This is a genomic window from Lysinibacillus sp. GW247-5R2A, from assembly GCF_059424475.1.
Window position 1 is genome coordinate 12216 of the sequence record NZ_JBWKZL010000007.1, and the last position, 17724, is coordinate 29939.

Below are 17724 nucleotides of genomic sequence, written 5' to 3' on the forward strand. Positions count from 1 at the left end.
TTGATTGGAACGGAGGGCGGCGACTCCTGCGGGAAAAGCGGGAAAGTCGAGATCTGGACTGAGCGCAGCGAGGGAAGCAGCTCAACCCCGCCCGCGGAAAGCGTCCGCCCTTCGTTCCAATCAAAGGCGTTACTTTATTTTATTGTAAAAGAAAAAAGACTGTAGGAAAACTCAAAAATTATTGAGTTTGTCTACAGTTGAAAGCCCTGCTTTACCTCTTGCTTCAATACGTGAATGATACCTATTCGCGCTAAAAAAATGATAAAGTCTACATGATTTACTTCTTTTTCCTCTTTTGCCCGATTAACAATGTGATTTGTGCCATCGTGAATGGTAATGAAGATTTTTTCCGATAGGCTACATATTTGGGTACCCAAAAATCTGCATATTTTAACTTGAAGTTTTTTAATCCTTTAAAATGATAAAAATGCTGTCCATGTAGAAAGATTTGTGCAGCTATTTTTTCACTTAAAAAGGAATATCTAGACTGTCCGACATTGGATAAAGGCGACATCCCCATATTAAAAACACGATAGCCTTCCGATTTTGCCCATTCAAATAATGATAGGAAAATAAAATCCATTGTTCCAGATGGTGATCCTGGCTTAAAACGCATTAGATCTACTGACAACCTTTCGCCTTGATCATACATAGGCATAATACTAGCAAAACCGAACGTTCCTTGCGCACCACGTAAAACAGCAATATTGGAAGTGCTTAAATAGTGTTCATCAAAAAAACCTAGTGAAAAACCTTTCTCTGCCCTTCCCTGCAACCATTTTGTTGAAACCTCTTTCAATTCCTTCATGACTTCCTGAGAATAAGGTGGGCTCATTATTTCCACTATATAATTTTCCCGTTCAAACTTATTTCTTATCGCTCGACTGCCCTTCATTTCTTTACCCGTGAACGTAAATTTCTCTAAATCTACAAAGGCTTCCTCTCCAAGCTTAAAGAAACTATATCCATACTCATGTAATGCAGAGAAAATTTTATTGTTAATTTCATAAAAGACAGGTGTATAGCCATGACGATCAGCCAATTCCAAAAATTCCTGGATAGCAGATAAAAAATCAGATTCATTCCCAACCGGATCTCCAAGAACGATCATCTTATCTGCATAAATTTGATAAGAGAATAAAACAGTTCCTTTTTCATTCCAATGTACAAATTTATCATGCAAAAAAATCAAATGTGAATACTCCGTTCCTTCATAGGACTTCAAATGATCTTGAATAGCTTCCTCCTGCTCTTTAGATAAAAGCTTTACCATTTTTTTAGGTGTCCGTATAAAATAGCCTATATAAAAAATAACAATGGCAATCAGAATGCCGATGATTGCACTATTAAAGAGGTCCCGATAATCGGTTATCATATAGTCTTGTAGGGCACTAGGGAAATGAATTTTAGCGGAGGGTAAATTGACATAGCCAATTACCACATACATCGCTGTGATAACAGTTACTACAACAAGATCAATGATGACAATCCCCCACGTCAAAACATAACTTTCTCGATAAAACTGCTTTTTGGACACCATTAATAACACTGCGACAATGACTAAAAAAATGGCTTCCTCATAATCAAAACCCTTAAAAAGTGAAAATAACGCCGAACTACTTAGCACCACAATCGCGAGCTGGTATGCCCTTTTTACTTTGTATTTGATTCCCCTACATAATCCTAGCAGTATAAAGCCAGCTGCTACGGTCAATTGATGGGATACATTCATAATGGGCGAGGATAAAAACTCCTGAGCAATCTTTAGACGACTTAGTACCCCAGGCAAAGCTGCAGATAGCAATAAAATAATGCCAGCTATAAACACCAATATGGTTAATAGCGTATGGCTTAGTTTCTGAAAAATAATAGTAGGTAAGTCATCCCAAGATTCATTCCAACGCATCCAATATTCTTTAATAAATAAGAGTGCGGAAACTAAAAATGGTAGAACAAAATAGCCGACACGGTACAAAATTAATAGGAACAGCACCTTTTCATCAGCAATTCCTATACTTTGTGTTCCCCATAAAAAAACGAGATCAAAGGAGCCAACTCCTCCAGGTATCATACTGACTATTCCTGCACTAGAAGCAATTAAAAATATGGGAATTAAAGCTGATAAACCAATTGGAATCTTCAAAATGAGCGTTAAAGCCCAGATCACAAAAAATACAGCTAGCCACTCTGCTACTGAAGTGATCATTAATTGAAGTGATATTTTTGGTTTTAAAGAACTTTCCTTTTTATAGCGAATCAGATACGTCGCCAAAAAAGCTAGTACATATAGGCTGACAAGTATAACAGCAATCGATAACCATCGTTCTTCTTTGAGCATTGGAAAATCCCAAAAGAATATATACATAAACCACGTTAACAAAGAAATTCCAGTTAAATAAAACAGTGTCACCGAAGCAATACTTTTTATCATGCCTTCTTTATCTTCTTTATATTTTGAATAAAAGTAATCACGTAAGAATATACCTACTAACCCGCCAAAGCCAATAAGATTCGAAAAGGTATTAACAATAAATGAATGATTAAGTAAATTACGTTTATTGATTTTAATACCTAATATATTTACTAAAATAACATCGTAAAATATCATGGGCGTAATCGCGACAAAGGTAATCAGAAAAATTAATAAAAGCTCCCATAGCTGCAGCTCATTCACTTCTTTTTGTAGTAAACGAACATCTATCCCACTCACTGTTTGTTGAATTTCATAAATAGCTATCGCCAAAAGTATTACTGGGAATAAAATTTTCAAAAATTTCAACAGTGCCTCTTTTCGAATGTTAAACATATGCCTAACCTACTTCCCATAAGCTAACTTAAAAATTTGCTATTACCTAAACAAGGTAACGGACCATTTCCATATTGTAACGTATTCTTTGCTATATGTATTGTCAAAGTAAGGTACTACTATTCATACTAGTAAATAAACTATTGCACAATGTTACGCTCCTAAATGGCCAACATCAAAAAAGGCCATTTTCATCCCTCTATATAGTAGAGAAATAAAAATGACTATATGGGCTCTAATTTTTTCAGTGACACATACATCTAAGGGGATTATTTTCCCATCTATAAATCTAGAAAACTAATGATTAAATATAATAACGATGAATAGGACGTCCTACACTTCCATATTGGATATCTACTTTTAATAGATTTTGCTTTTCTAAAAAATCAAGATAGCGTCTAGCTGTAACACGTGCTGTACCTATATAAGTAGATACCTCCTCGGCAGATACTGCCCCTTCACTTGTTTGAATATAGGCAAGTACCTTATCTAAAGTAGCTCGATTAAACCCTTTTGGTAGCTCTGCTATCATCATTGCTTCCGCTCCTGTCGTTGTAACGACAATTTGCTCCGGAAGACGTTGCTGCATAAGATGATCTACATCATGTTGGGTTAAATCCTGCATACCGCTTATTTTTTTTCTGTAGCTTTGATAATTTTTTAAAGTTTGCTCAATCCGCTCAAATGTAAAAGGCTTCATAATATAATCATATACACCTAAGTGTAAAATACGTTGCACAGTAGGCATATCGTTCGCGGCAGTTACCGCGATCACATCGACAGGAAGATGCTCCTCTCTAATTTTCCCTAACGTAATAATGCCATCTTGCTCTGGCATAAAAATATCCATAAAGACAAGCTCAGGGGTTAATTGTTTAATTTTTTGAATTCCCTCAATACCATTACTAGCATAGCCAACTAATGAAAAACCTTGAATTTGCTCAATAAATTGCCTGTTCACTTCACGTACCATTGGATCATCTTCAATTAATAAGACATTTATTACATCCATCTATACTTCTCCTAACTCAAATAAAATTAAGAAACTTGTTCCTTTCATAAATTCACTCACTACTTCAATATCTCCATTGCCTTTTCTTACAATTTCATAGACTAAATGCAAGCCAATGCCCCGATTTTCATTCGCCTTTGACGAAAATCCATTTTCAAACATACGATCCTGTACCTCTTTGGACATACCAATTCCATTATCGGAAACGGCTATCGCTAAGACGCCATCATGCTCATCCACAGAGATGGCTACATACTTATTTTCCTTCGAAAGGACATTTAGAGCCTCAAAAGCATTTTCGATTAAATTGCCGAGTAACACAACAAAATCATGGTGATCTACTAGGGGAGGAAAGCGTTTAAAATGGCTTTTTCGATCAATCTCAACCTCGATACCAAGCTCTTTTCCATAGCTTACTTTACTTAATAGCAAACCTGAAATATTTTCATTATGAAAGCGTTCGTTTAAAAATTTCGTCAAGGATGCTTCATTTTCAGTAGTGACTGTAACATATTCGAGGGCTTGCCTTGTATGTCCCAATTGTAATAGCCCAGCAATTGTATGAATCTTATTTTTATGCTCATGGGTTTGCACACGTAATGCTTGAACAAAGGCTTTTACACCTGTTACTTCCTCCGCAAGCTTTTTCACAGTTGTTAAATCTTTAAACATAGCAACTGCACCAACTAACTCGCCATTGACAATAATCGGTACACGATTACTTAAGATACTATGATGATTAATGTACAGCTCTTGATTGTAAACAGGTGTTGCTGTTTCAACAATTTCAGGCAAACGGGTATCGGGCAATACATCATAAATTTTTTGTCCAATACAGTCCTCTATTTTCCTAGTAACGCCTAAAATAACAGCCGCTTTCTCATTAAAAATTGTTATATTCATTTCCTTATCAACGGCTATTATTCCTTCATGCATCGCATTAAACGTTTCTGTTCTTTCCACATACATTTTTGCAATTTCATGAGGTTCAAGCCCAAACATTTGTTTTTTTATATGCCGTCCAAGTGTATATGCACCAAAAATACTGAAAATCAGCGAGATAACAATGGTGATCATAATTTCTCGCTCATAGCTTTGTAGCATTTCTAACAAAGTCGGTAATGAATAGCCAACTACTACAATCCCCACTTGTTCCCTATTGTCATTTATAATGGGCACAAAAGCGCGTATCATAACACCCGATTCTCCACGTGCCTTCGATACATAATAATGCTCACTAAATGCTGCATTTAAATCCTGCGACTCACTGTGCTCTCCTAATTCCTTACTTACCGGATGTGATAATTTAATACGTTCCATATTCATCACAACAATATACTCTGCCTTATTAATCACCCTAATGCCATCTACTATTTTATTAATATTTTTCGCGGATTCTTTTATATTGTCATTGTTCAAATGAACACTTAACTCTGGCACATTCGATACGGTTCGTGCTACAAGCATTGCCCGCTGACCATAATCTTTTTCTTGTTCAGATAATAAGTTACCGAGTACAAAAATACCACCTAGTAAAAAAGAGAGTGCAATGATTAAAAATGTCACTAACAGTATTTTGCCGTTCACAGGCATTTTCATCATTCAATAGTTCCTTCCTTTCAAATTCGCATTCTCATTAGTAGTGGTACACTTTTTATGATATGGATTTAAGATTATCTGCAAAAAATTCTTTTGACAATACTTTAGTTTATATAAGTGGCAGAAAATATTGAATTTAATGAACAATATTATAATTTGTTTATTTTTAATGAACTTTATTATTACTTTATGCTTTTGTATTATAACAATAATATATTAACTATAGCGTACCATAACAGAGATAGTTATTGATATTACTATATTTATATGTGAATATAAGGAAATGTACTTAATGAACGTTATGTTTCTTATTTTCTAAATCTCTTTTTTTAAGAAGTATTCGCTATGATAATTCTAGTGAAAGCGATATCAAAGAGAAAATTTAGAAAAGAGGTAGCCAAAAATGAAATTACTGAAAAATTTGACTGTTCAAGTTATAGTAGCTATCATCCTTGGGATTATTGTCGGAGCCATTTTCCCCGAGTTCGGTGCTAGTTTAAAAATCTTAGCAGATCTATTCATTAAATTAATTAAAATGTTAATTGCTCCAATTATCTTCCTAACAGTCGTTATCGGAATTGGCAGTATGGGCGATATGAAAAAGGTCGGGAAAATCGGAGGTAAAGCATTACTTTACTTCGAAATCGTTTCTACAATTGCCTTAGCAATCGGCATTGCTGTTGCTCTAATTGTAAGTCCTGGTACAGGCTTAGATACATCAGGAGCATCGGATGCAGATATTTCGAAATATACAACTGCTGCAGCCGAATCTGAGCAGGGCTTAGGTGCATTTATCTCTAGTATTATTCCGGAAAATGTAGTTGGCGCATTGGCAACTGGTCAACTATTACCCGTTCTATTTTCTGCTATTTTATTTGGCTTAGCAGCTGCCTCAATTGGCGCACCTGCAAAACCAGTCATCACATTCTTTGAGCAAGTAGCAGAAATTTTCTTCAAGATTGTCAGTATGGTGATGAAAATATCACCAATCGGAGCTTTTGGTGCAATGGCCTATACAATTGGGAATTTTGGATTAAAATCTTTAGGTAATCTAGGTCTATTAATGGCTGCTGTCTATATTACAATGTTTTTATTTGTTGTCTTTATTTTAGGTGGCATTGCAAAGTTCTTTGGATTTAATATTTTTAAATTTATTGCTTACATTAAAGATGAGATTTTCTTAGTAATTGGGACTTCCTCTTCTGAATCTGCCCTACCATCTATGATGCGAAAGCTTGAGAATTATGGTTGCTCGAAGCAGGTTGTAGGTTTAGTCGTTCCTACTGGGTACTCCTTCAATCTAGATGGGACTTCCATTTATCTATCAATGGCTGCCTTATTTATTGCACAAGCATATGGAATGGACCTAACTTGGATTCAAATCATTACACTACTCGGAATTTTAATGATTACTTCTAAAGGTGCAGCGGGTGTAACAGGTTCAGGATTTATTACATTAGCAGCAACTTTAGCTGCCTTCCCAATGATACCAGTAGAGGGAATAGCACTTTTAATTGGTGTCGATCGTTTTATGTCTGAGGCTCGTGCTGTTACAAATTTAATTGGTAATGGCGTAGCATGTGTTGTAGTATCGAAATCCGAAAAAGAATTTGATGTAGCGATGGAAGAACGTGCCCTTCAAGGGAAGGCCACTATAGTATCCTAAGAAAAAGGGCAGTGATGACAGCCATGGCTGTTTCACTGCCCTTCTTATGTTTTTTATCCAAGGGTAGACTATGAAAAACAATGATGTTTAAACTCTAGTAAAATGGTGAAAGTGTATAGGAAGAGGTGATCATAAATGACTAATAAAAAACAATCAAAAACGCGTTATACAAACAATCCCGATGTGTTGGATACAGGGAAGGAAAGTATTTTTGATAAACATGAGGATATGAAAACCGTTGATCCTATACCTGTCGAAGAACTAAATGAAAAAGTCAAAGATGAACAGCATAAAACGAAAACAAAGGACTCCTCTGCAACCGATAAGCGCTATCCGTAAAAAGAAATTTTGGCTAGTAGAAGTGTCCACAGATGATGAATATTCCCTCATCTACCTGTTAGAAAAAGTTGACCCCATTCATTCTGAGGTCAGCTTTTTTGTATACACTAATGTTAAAGGAGGAAAACATATGCAATATATTATTCCCATTTTGAAAACGGAAAGGCTACTTTTAAGACCTATTACCCAGCAGGATATAGAGGCTATGTTCGTTTATACCTCTCAAGAAAATGTAGCCCGTTATGTTACATGGCATGCCCATACAAGTATAGAGGATACTAAAACTTTTTTGATGCTCATATTAAGTGGGTATGAACAAGGCAATCATCTACTTTGGGGTATTGAATATTCTGGGACGCTCATTGGCACAATCGACTTTGTAACGATTGATCACACACATAAATTGGGAGAAATCGGTTATGTTCTTTCAGAAGATTATTGGAATAAAGGATTAACAACGGAGGCCACAAAAAAGCTGATTGACTTTGGATTTAAAGAATTGAAACTCGTCCGTATTCAAGCGAGATGCTTGGAAGAAAACATTGGTTCTCAAAAAGTGATGGAGAAGTCCGGAATGCAGTTTGAAGGGCTGTTACGCAAAAGTATGTTCATTAAAGGACAATATAAAAATGTCAAAATGTACGCTATAACTGATGATGATGCAAGGAAACCATCATAAATAAAGCCTTGCCACATTAGCAAGGCTTTGTACTTATAACCATTGTTCGATACAGTATATCTTTTTAGCTGTAGCATCTAGCCTCACTCGTTTACCGATTGCTATCGGATGCATAGGCTGTGTGTGACAAATATCCACTTCCGCCAAAATAGGTATGTGTATACCGTCCAATTGTTCTAATAAAATATCAGATGGCTGGCGTCCGGTTCCTAGATCATCGTAACATTCATGCTTACCCAAAATAATTCCACTTATTTTGTCAAAAATTCCGTGCAATTTGAGCATCGCAAAATTCTTTTCCACGATCGCTGCATTTTTCATACAATCTTCCATTAATAAAATATCACCTTCAGCAATGGCAGGGAAATAAGGTGTCCCAATAAAACCATACATGGCATTAACATTCCCCCCCATTAGCCTTCCCTCTATAACTCCCTCTCGAACGGTTTTCCATTCATTCTTGATTACCTTTTTCTCTACTGTTTTCTCCAGCCAATTGACCGGCTCATCTGACCAATAAGAAGGCTTCTGTATTTCATAAGGGAGTGTTTGAGGCTGCAAGAAATACTCCTCAAAAAATTTGTATGTATCGTTGACTAATGGCTCAAACTCGCCAAAGGATGGCACGAGCGCTGGACCATAAAATGTTGAAATACCAGTCTTCGCATAAAGTGCCAGTAGAATGGCTGTTGCATCAGAGTAACCTATAATGATTTTTGGGTTTCGTTGGAAAGCCTCATAATCAATATAAGGCAGCATACTATTGGAATTGGTACCTCCAATGGTAGACATAATAATATCCACGCTAGGATTGCGGAGTAATTCATTTAATTCCTCTGCTCGTTTTTGTGGTGAGCCTGAGCGATAATAATCAGATTTGCCAGTAAGAGAACCTTCTACAATATGAACATCTTTCTCTTCTAGAAATGCTTTTGCACGCTCAAAACGTTTCGTCGCAGAAACCGTCGCTGGAGAGGAGGGTGAAAAAATACCGATAGTCGTCATCTTTTACTCCTTTTCTTATACAAGTTTTGACATGTAATATTCATTGATGTATTGTCCATCTACATACAAGGAATCCCGTTTCGTTCCCTCTATTTCAAAGCCCATTTTCTTATATAAAGCAACTCCGGCCTCATTATTTTCCATAACCGTTAACTCGAGACGATGGATATTATTATCTTTAGCCCATTGTTCTACATGATTAAATAAGGCTGTTCCAATTTTTCTGCCTCTATAATGACTATGGATGCCAATGACAAGATAAGCACGATGAGCAATTCTTGTTGCTTCATTCCCTTGTGCAATTAAATAAGCCACCACCTTATCATTTATTTCTGCTACGAATAAGGCTGAATGACGGCTATGATAAAGCTTTTCTAAATAATTTGCAAATGTCTCGGGCTCCATTTTTCGCTCGCCAGGACCAAATAACATCAGATTGGATGCCTCCGCATTTGTCATAACTGCTATAATTTGAACACTATCATTTCTTGTTGCTTCTCGTATTCGCATGTAAAGTACCTCACTTCCTATTTTTTGTCTTTATCCATTAGAAAAGTTTATCTAAAACCCCCAATCTCTGCTTTTAAAGCTTTAGCATGTTTGACCTGACTATAATTTTATTCCCTTTTACTAGCATTGGATTTTAGCAACTAATTTTTCATCGTTAAAAAATTCATAGACCGCTTGCTCTCGACCAAATCTTTCAAGTACCTGTACTTTTTTCATCCCTAGCTTTTCGAGTAGTCGACAAGATGCACGATTAGCTGTTTGTGTCTCTGCCACGATAGAGGAGATATTTAAATACGTCAAACCCTCCTCAATCACTTGCGTTAGAACTTCAAATGCTAACCCTCGCCCCCAATACTCGGGTAAAAATTGATAGGAAAGTTCATACATCTCATGCTCATGATACTCATCGATGGATACAAGGCCTATAAATTCCCCTGTTTTCTTTAATGAGATATAAAAATATGTATTAGGAAATGGTGCCTCTAGCATGCCTCTAAAGGAAGCTTCGATATAATTTTTTTGTGGAATTCCTCCAAGATACTCTCTGACGCTTTCATTTGTGTAGAGACCTTGAATATCCATGTAATGTTCTGGTTGTATACGTTCGATCACACATCGATTAGATATAAACTTCATGTATTTACCCCCTCTTTATGTCAAAGTTTAATCGAACTGCCATACTGAAATCAAACATTTTTTTCCAAGTAGTACTTTCCTATAAACTAAAAAATAGTGACCAGCCATATGTGCTGTGTCACTACCTTCATTAATGTTGATATTGCTCAAGTAAACGTTGCGTATTGGTTGATTGTTCTAAAACTTTTTTCTCTTGAGCCCAATAAATCATATATTGATCGTCACCGATTGGAAAAACCATTTGTTGCAATTCTTCGCTTAGCCCAGAGCTAATCGCTACCTTTAAAATGTCCACTTCATAAAGCGGTTTGTCCTTTATTTTATAAACAATATGATAGGCGGGCTCTTCTTCAAAAATTGCTCGTTCTTTTTTAGAAAGCTTCTTTACATGACTTAAAGGGTATTTTTCAATAAAGTTCTTCGCCTCGCCGTCAGACCCTCGAAATACCGTTTGTTCCCCTTGGAATAATTCGATTGAATCAATATTTGTAGCTTCATCTAAAATAAAAGAAATCGCTTCCTTCTCATTTTTTTCACGAGATTGCATAACAAAAATTCCGATCAGTAAAATAGCTGCAAATATAATTAGTCTCCATCTTCGTTTTGTCATTGCCAATTACCCATTCAATGCCTTTTTTACGAAACGATTTATATCAACATCAGCACCAATTACAAGCATAATATCTCCCAATAAAATCTTATCACTTGCCTGAGGTGATACGATAATATCAGCACCACGCTTAATCCCTACGATGTTAATCCCATATTTAGCTCGAATATCTAAATCCATAATCGAATATCCAGCAATAGCATCATTCGCCTTTAATTCCATAATAGAGTGTTCATCTGAAAGCTCTAAATAATCTAGTACTGTATTCGATAGCATATTATTGGCAATACGAATACCCATATCTCTTTCAGGATGGACTACAAAGTCGGCACCAATTTTCCGCAATACCTTCTCATGGTAATCATTTTGAGCCTTTACTGTAATTTGCTCAACACCAATTTCTTTTAAAATAATGGTTGTTAAAATACTTGCTTGAATATCTTCCCCAATTGCTACAATCACATGTTCAAAATTACGAATACCTAATGAATTTAGAACCGATTCATCTGTTGAATCTGCAATGACGGCTTGTGTAGCAATAGAAGCAAATTCGTCTACACGCTCTGAGGAATGGTCGATTGCCATCACTTGAGCACCCTGACTCATTAATTCACGAACAATACTTCCCCCAAAACGTCCAAGCCCAATGACCGCAAACTCTTTTTTCATCATAAAAAATCCCTCCGAAAACTACTATACCATCATTGTAGCGTATTCTTTGCGATATGTATTGTCAAAACAAGACCCGGTTCGTCATTGTTGGACAACGCTTTAAGCATAAAAAAAGACGAGGACCTAAATCCCCGTCATCACTTACTATGATTATTCAGCGTTACGCATTTCATCTAGTACGCGATTTACACGTTTTTCTAACATTTTCATACCGCTACCACCAGCTTGCATATGGCGCAGCTGACCATCTTTATCGAACACAAAATAAGCAGGTACATATTGGTTTTCAAAAGCATCTGTTAACTTCATTTCGCTATCCACAAAGATTGGTTGCGCAATGTCATGCTCAGCCGCTACTGCCTTAATCGTCTCTAAATCAGTATCTGCTTCAGAACGTGGCATATGTACTGCTACAACATTTAGCTCATCTTTATATTGATCACGGAAATTATTAACATCTGGCATAGCTTCTTTACATAAATGACAGCTCACTGACCAGAAATGGATTAATGTTGGTTTTTTGCCTACTAGTTCTGCTTTTGTTACTTCACCATTTAACCAAGTTGTTGCGCCAACTAGTTCTGGCATTTGTTCACGAAGTTTCATGAAAAATCCTCCTCTATTAAATCGTTGTTCTTTAGATGCTTGAATGGTTGGGTAAAACTCCTCCCAAAAATATATTGCCATCTAAGATAAAGTAAATTAGCACTCGCCACTTACTTAAAAGTCCCCACAAGCATGTCGTGGGGACTCTTTATTTGTTACATCATGACGCAACTCTATTTTATTATAGAGTTGCTTGACCTGGACGCCAGTTTGCTGGGCAAAGACCGCCAGTTTGTAATGCTTGAAGTACACGTAACGTTTCATCAACATCACGGCCGATGTTATTATCGAATACTGTTTGGTATTTTAATTCACCTTCTGGATTAATGATGAATAAACCACGTAGCGCGATACCTTCTTCTTCAATTAACACACCGTAATCTTTAGAAACTTGGTGGTTTGTATCCGCAGCTAATGGATATTTTAATTCACCAAGACCATTTTGAGTACGGTCTGTATTAATCCATGCTAAGTGAGTGTGGATTGTATCAGTAGAAACACCGATTACTTCTGCATCTAAGTCTTCGAACTCGTCATAACGATCGCTCATTGCTGTGATTTCTGTTGGACATACAAATGTGAAGTCCATTGGATAGAAGAAAAGTACTGTCCATTTATCTTGTGCTTTAATATCTTCTAATGATACTTTACCAAATGATTTGTCTGAAAGTACTGCTTCCATTGTAAAGTCAGGTGCTTGTTTACCTACCATGCGTTCTGCCATAATAAATCCCTCCGAATAAATATGTAGTTTATATATTCTATTCCATTCGCACAAGCGAACTCGTCTTCTACGATAGCAGAGTAAACGTAGTTTTTCAAACAAGTAAGCTCCGCCCCATTACCTGATTGTAGTGAGTCGACAAAAAATCGTCAAATCCAAAATTGGAATTTCTGCTACATCCTATTTACTAGCTATTTTTGACAACTATATTCTCCTTTATACAATTTTTTTCTCCCCTACATTTATGACTATTTTTTTAACATTTTACAGCTATTTTTTTCATAAAAAACGATTGCAAATTTTAATTTATTATGTATAATTGTAATGGTTTTAGTAAACTAAAAGTTTCGTTAAAGTAAACTTCATATTTCAAAAGTTTATCATTGCTAAACTTCTTCTAGGAGGGAAAAGATGCAAATAGGAGCAAAAATTAAAGCGCTTCGTTTAAAAAAAGGTCTTACCCAAGAGGAACTTGGAGAACGTACAGATTTAAGTAAGGGCTATATTTCCCAATTAGAACGTGATTTGAATTCACCTTCTATTGAAACACTTTTTTCTATATTAGAAGTGTTAGGGTCAACACCAAAGGAATTTTTTGATGATGAATCACCTGAACAAAAGGTTGTTTATACAGAGGAAGATCAGTCCATCTTTACGGATGAAGAAAAAAAATACGAAATTCAATGGCTCATCCCTACATCCAACGAAAAAGAAATGGAGCCTATTTTTTTAACATTTGAAGCCAATGGCGAATTCAAGCAATTTGAGCCATCACTCTCGGAAACATTTATTTATGTAGTGAAAGGGCGTATTCGTCTCGTTTTAGGGAATGAACAATATATCGCTAGTGAAGGCAATGCTCTTTATTTTGACGCGACAGACCATCATCAAATTTTTAATGCACATGCTGCTGAAACGAAAATTTTACTCGTTGCAACGGATTCATATTTATAGCTTAAGGAGGCGCATCAATGACAATGAATTCCATTATCCGTTTTGAAAATGTATCCAAGTCTTATAGTGACGGAACAGTTGTCTTAAAGAATATTAACTTGGAGCTTGAAAAGGGCAAATTTTATACTCTCCTTGGCCCATCTGGTTGTGGGAAAACAACCATTTTACGAATTATTGCTGGTTTCACAGAGCCTACAACAGGAGATGTGTTTTTCCATGATAAAAAAATAAATTCGGTTCCTGCCAATGAACGTCAGGTGAATACTGTTTTTCAAGATTATGCGCTGTTCCCTCATTTAAATGTATTTGAAAATGTCGCATTCGGACTACGTATTAAGAAGTTACCTGAAAAGGAAATTAAAGAACGTGTTGCGGAGGCTTTAAAATTTGTCAATTTAGCAGGCTATGGCAATCGTGAAATCTCCGAAATGTCTGGTGGTCAGCGTCAGCGCGTAGCGATAGCACGGGCTATCGTTAACGACCCTGAAGTAATTTTACTGGATGAACCACTATCAGCATTAGACTTGAAATTACGTACAGAAATGCAATACGAATTACGTGAATTACAGCAACGTCTTGGCAAAACCTTTGTTTTCGTTACGCATGATCAGGAAGAGGCACTCGCTATGAGTGATGAAATTTTTGTTTTAAGTGAAGGACAAATTCAACAATCTGGTACACCAGTAGATATTTATGATGAACCTATTAATCGCTTCGTAGCAGATTTCATCGGTGAATCCAATATAGTGCCTGGTGTCATGATTGAAGATTTCAAGGTTGAATTTGCGGGTAAGATTTTCGAATGTGTTGACCAAGGTATGAAACCAAATGAGAAAATTGATATCGTTATACGCCCTGAGGATTTAGAAATGACAACTATTGATAAAGGGAAACTTGTTGTTAAAGTAGATACACAATTATTCCGTGGCGTCCATTATGAGCTATCTACGTATGATAAAGATGGCAATGAATGGCTAGTCCATTCATTGAAAAAAGCTGAAGTAGGGACAGAAATTGGCTTAGACTTTGATCCAGAGGCGATTCATGTAATGCGCTTAAATGAAACAGAGGAAGAGTTCGATAAACGATTAGAATCGTACGGAGACGACGAAGATGCAAGCTAAGCCATCAAAATCAGCGTTATTTCCATATGTTTTATGGATTGCCCTTTTCGTTATCGCGCCGATTGCACTCGTTGTTTATTATTCCCTACTCGATTTACATGGCAATTTCACGCTCGATAATTATAAAGCGTTCTTTACTTCTGTTTACTTAAAAATGACATTAAGCTCGTTCTGGTATGCATTTTTAATTACATTCTTTACATTATTAATTTCATATCCAACTGCTTACTTTTTAACAAAAACGAAACACAAGCAGCTTTGGTTATTGCTTATTATTATTCCTTCATGGATTAATTTATTGTTAAAAACATATGCCTTTATCGGTATCTTTGGTTTATACGGGCCGATCAATGCATTTATCGAAGTGTTTGGCTTTGATCCAAAGCAAATGCTCTTTACAGATATTAGCTTTGTTTTTGTATCCGTGTATATTTTTATTCCGTTTATGATTTTACCGATCTTTAACTCTTTAGATCGTTTAAATCCAACACTTATTTATGCGTCTCGTGATTTAGGCGCATCTGCTTTTACAACATTCCGTCGCGTTGTTTTACCATTGACAATGGATGGCGTTAAATCGGGTATTCAGGTTGTCTTTATCCCTGCTCTATCACTTTTCATGATTACTCGTTTAATTGCAGGGAATCGTGTTATCACCCTTGGTACAGCGATTGAGCAGCAATTCCTTGTGACACAAAATTGGGGAATGGGTTCAACTATTGCCGTGTTCTTAATTTTATTTATGGTAATCATTATGCTTATTACGGGACAAAAAGATAAAGGAGGTCGCGTGCGATGAACAAACTTTCTGCATCAGCCAAAGTCTATTTAACGATTGTTTTTATCGTTCTGTATGCACCCATTCTCTATTTAATCTTTTACTCGTTCAATAGTGGTGGCTCCATGAATAACTTTGAGTCCTTTACGTTAGAGCATTATCAGGCTGTTTTTGAAGATTCAAGGCTACTTGTTATTTTAATTAATACCGTTATCGTAGCATTACTTTCAGCTCTAATTTCTACTATTATTGGAACGTTAGGAGCAATCGGTATTGTAACAGTCAAGGATTCAAAAATGCGTAATACATTATTGTCCTTAAACAATGTTTTAATTGTCAGTCCAGATGTCATCATTGGTGCAAGCTTTTTAATCTTATTTACAATGGTGGGCATAAAATTGGGCTTTGCTTCAGTATTATTGGCACACGTAGCGTTTAGTGTACCAATTGTAGTGTTAATGGTTTTACCTAAATTGTTAGAAATGAATAAATCACTAATTGATGCAGCATTAGATTTAGGAGCAACCAAAAAGGATGTTATGATGCGTGTCATTCTACCATATATTCAGCCAGGTATTTTTGCAGGTTTCTTCCTAGCTCTTACGTATTCATTAGATGATTTTGCTGTGACATTTTTCGTAACAGGCAATGGCTTCAGTACATTATCGGTTGAAATCTACTCGATGGCTCGCGCGGGAATATCTCTAACAGTTAACGCCATTTCTGGTTTAGTATTCTTTGTAACAGTTATCGTTGTGGTTGGCTATTACTTCATTACAAGTCGCACAAGCAAAAGAACGGAGGGACAACAATGAAGTCATTAATTCAAGCGACCATCGCAATACTTGTTGTTTCTGCCCTTTTATTTTATGCTGCTGACGCATTAAGTGCTGGTGGAGGTAAGAGTGGAAAAGACACTTTAACCATCTTTAACTGGGGAGAGTATATTGATCCTGATCTATTGAAAGAGTTTGAAAAAGAAACAGGTATTCATGTCATTTACGAAACATTTGACTCCAATGAAGCTATGATGACTAAAATACAGCAAGGTGGTACAGCGTACGATATTGCTGTCCCTTCTGAGTATATGATTGAAAAAATGAAGGAAGATAATTTATTGATTCCTTTAGACAAAGCGAAAATCCCGAATTTTAAAAATATCGATCCATACTTTTTAGATTTACCATTCGATGATAACAATCAATTTTCAGTTCCTTACTTCTGGGGAACAGTAGGAATCGTTTATAATCCAAAGCTTGTTGGGAACTTAGATTTCTCCTCCTGGGACGATTTATGGGATTCCTCATTAAAAAGAAAAGTATTTTTAGTAGATGGTGCCCGCGAAGTGATTGGGATGGGTTTAAATAGTCTTGGACACTCGTTGAATTCATTGGATAACGCTGAACTGCGTGAAGCAACTGACAAGCTGATTACACTTGCGCCAAACGTAAAAGCGATCATTGGGGATGAAATTACGCCTTTAATGATCAATAATGAAGCAACAGTGGCTCTCACTTGGTCTGGTCAGGCAGCGGACATGATGTCTGAAAATGAAGAGTTGGACTTTGCTGTTCCTGAAGAGGGCTCCAATTTATGGTTCGATAATATGGTTATTCCAAAGACCTCAAAAAATATTGATGGTGCACATGCCTTTATCAATTTTATGCTAAGTGCTGAATCTGGTGCTCAAAATGCCGATTATGTTGGCTATTCGACGCCTAATATCGCTGCGATGGACTTAATGGACCCGGAAGTAGTTGCTGATGAACGCTATTACCCTTCTGAAGAGCAACGTGATACATTAGAGGTCTACAAAAACTTAGGTCCAGATTACTTAGGTAAATATAATGAGCTGTTTTTAGAATTTAAAATGAGTATTCGATAATTTATAAGAGCGAATTGGTCTAGAAACCAATTCGCCCTTTTTATGTAAGCATTCAGTTGCATTACTATATTTAGAAAGCAATTCTACTAGTAGCCTGTAGTAGATCATCTTCACAGCCC

Annotated in this window: 18 protein-coding genes; 8 read left to right on the plus strand and 10 right to left on the minus strand. The window is 36.3% G+C overall.

Going from position 1 to position 17724, the window contains the following annotated elements:
• Positions 1–277: 277 nt before the first annotated feature.
• From mprF to AC07YC_RS11865, 3 genes are all read right to left on the minus strand, one after another.
• Positions 278–2806: a bifunctional lysylphosphatidylglycerol flippase/synthetase MprF gene (gene mprF, locus AC07YC_RS11855; RefSeq protein ID WP_494919479.1), complete on the minus strand. Its 2529-nt coding sequence runs from the start codon at positions 2804–2806 to the stop codon at positions 278–280.
• Between the two features lie 304 nt (positions 2807–3110).
• Positions 3111–3818, minus strand: coding sequence for a response regulator (locus AC07YC_RS11860; RefSeq protein ID WP_494919480.1), 708 nt, complete (start codon positions 3816–3818; stop codon positions 3111–3113).
• Positions 3819–5420 carry an ATP-binding protein gene (locus AC07YC_RS11865; protein WP_336636775.1) on the minus strand — a complete coding sequence of 534 codons (1602 nt, stop codon included), beginning with the start codon at positions 5418–5420 and terminating at the stop codon, positions 3819–3821. It abuts the gene before it with no gap.
• Between the two features lie 400 nt (positions 5421–5820).
• On the opposite strand from AC07YC_RS11865, the gene AC07YC_RS11870 reads away from it, so the two are divergent.
• The 3 genes from AC07YC_RS11870 to AC07YC_RS11880 all read left to right on the plus strand — a co-directional run bounded on the left by AC07YC_RS11870 (position 5821) and on the right by AC07YC_RS11880 (position 8101).
• Positions 5821–7083 carry a dicarboxylate/amino acid:cation symporter gene (locus AC07YC_RS11870; RefSeq protein ID WP_336636774.1) on the plus strand — a complete coding sequence of 421 codons (1263 nt, stop codon included), beginning with the start codon at positions 5821–5823 and terminating at the stop codon, positions 7081–7083.
• 135 nt (positions 7084–7218) lie between these two features.
• Complete coding sequence (locus AC07YC_RS11875) at positions 7219–7422, plus strand: YczO family protein (RefSeq protein ID WP_012293071.1); 204 nt, start codon at positions 7219–7221, stop codon at positions 7420–7422.
• Positions 7423–7552: 130 nt separating this feature from the next.
• Positions 7553–8101, plus strand: a complete 549-nt coding sequence (locus tag AC07YC_RS11880; protein WP_336636773.1) for a GNAT family N-acetyltransferase — start codon at positions 7553–7555, stop codon at positions 8099–8101.
• A gap of 33 nt (positions 8102–8134) precedes the next feature.
• Here the strand turns inward: AC07YC_RS11880 and AC07YC_RS11885 are convergent, their stop codons facing one another.
• From AC07YC_RS11885 to AC07YC_RS11915, 7 genes are all read right to left on the minus strand, one after another.
• The gene (locus tag AC07YC_RS11885) at positions 8135–9106 is read right to left on the minus strand and encodes a S66 family peptidase (RefSeq protein WP_494919483.1); all 972 of its coding nucleotides are present in this window, start codon (positions 9104–9106) and stop codon (positions 8135–8137) included.
• A gap of 15 nt (positions 9107–9121) precedes the next feature.
• On the minus strand, positions 9122–9616 hold the full coding sequence (locus AC07YC_RS11890; protein ID WP_036147294.1) for a GNAT family N-acetyltransferase: 495 nt from the start codon (positions 9614–9616) through the stop codon (positions 9122–9124).
• A gap of 120 nt (positions 9617–9736) precedes the next feature.
• On the minus strand, positions 9737–10252 hold the full coding sequence (locus tag AC07YC_RS11895; protein ID WP_494919484.1) for a GNAT family N-acetyltransferase: 516 nt from the start codon (positions 10250–10252) through the stop codon (positions 9737–9739).
• Between the two features lie 130 nt (positions 10253–10382).
• Positions 10383–10862, minus strand: a complete 480-nt coding sequence (locus tag AC07YC_RS11900; protein ID WP_494919485.1) for a hypothetical protein — start codon at positions 10860–10862, stop codon at positions 10383–10385.
• Between the two features lie 6 nt (positions 10863–10868).
• Positions 10869–11531 (minus strand): potassium channel family protein, encoded by a 663-nt coding sequence (locus AC07YC_RS11905; protein ID WP_004224679.1) that lies wholly within the window; start codon positions 11529–11531, stop codon positions 10869–10871.
• A gap of 153 nt (positions 11532–11684) precedes the next feature.
• Complete coding sequence (locus AC07YC_RS11910) at positions 11685–12140, minus strand: TlpA family protein disulfide reductase (RefSeq protein ID WP_025113759.1); 456 nt, start codon at positions 12138–12140, stop codon at positions 11685–11687.
• A gap of 181 nt (positions 12141–12321) precedes the next feature.
• Positions 12322–12864: a peroxiredoxin gene (locus AC07YC_RS11915; protein WP_008174083.1), complete on the minus strand. Its 543-nt coding sequence runs from the start codon at positions 12862–12864 to the stop codon at positions 12322–12324.
• A gap of 411 nt (positions 12865–13275) precedes the next feature.
• Here AC07YC_RS11915 and AC07YC_RS11920 point away from each other — a divergent pair, with 411 nt between their 5' ends.
• Genes AC07YC_RS11920 through AC07YC_RS11940 form a run of 5 tightly spaced genes read left to right on the plus strand, consistent with a single transcriptional unit; the run spans position 13276 to position 17605 of the window.
• Positions 13276–13818 carry a helix-turn-helix domain-containing protein gene (locus AC07YC_RS11920; RefSeq protein ID WP_012293063.1) on the plus strand — a complete coding sequence of 181 codons (543 nt, stop codon included), beginning with the start codon at positions 13276–13278 and terminating at the stop codon, positions 13816–13818.
• A 17-nt stretch (positions 13819–13835) separates the two neighbouring features.
• Positions 13836–14942: an ABC transporter ATP-binding protein gene (locus AC07YC_RS11925; RefSeq protein WP_043989687.1), complete on the plus strand. Its 1107-nt coding sequence runs from the start codon at positions 13836–13838 to the stop codon at positions 14940–14942.
• Positions 14932–15741 carry an ABC transporter permease gene (locus AC07YC_RS11930; protein WP_494919487.1) on the plus strand — a complete coding sequence of 270 codons (810 nt, stop codon included), beginning with the start codon at positions 14932–14934 and terminating at the stop codon, positions 15739–15741. The genes AC07YC_RS11925 and AC07YC_RS11930 overlap by 11 nt, the downstream gene beginning before the upstream one ends.
• The gene (locus tag AC07YC_RS11935; protein WP_036226211.1) at positions 15738–16535 is read left to right on the plus strand and encodes an ABC transporter permease; all 798 of its coding nucleotides are present in this window, start codon (positions 15738–15740) and stop codon (positions 16533–16535) included. Before AC07YC_RS11930 ends, AC07YC_RS11935 begins: the two co-directional genes overlap by 4 nt.
• Positions 16532–17605: an ABC transporter substrate-binding protein gene (locus AC07YC_RS11940; protein WP_336636769.1), complete on the plus strand. Its 1074-nt coding sequence runs from the start codon at positions 16532–16534 to the stop codon at positions 17603–17605. The genes AC07YC_RS11935 and AC07YC_RS11940 overlap by 4 nt, the downstream gene beginning before the upstream one ends.
• Positions 17606–17724 lie beyond the last annotated feature (119 nt).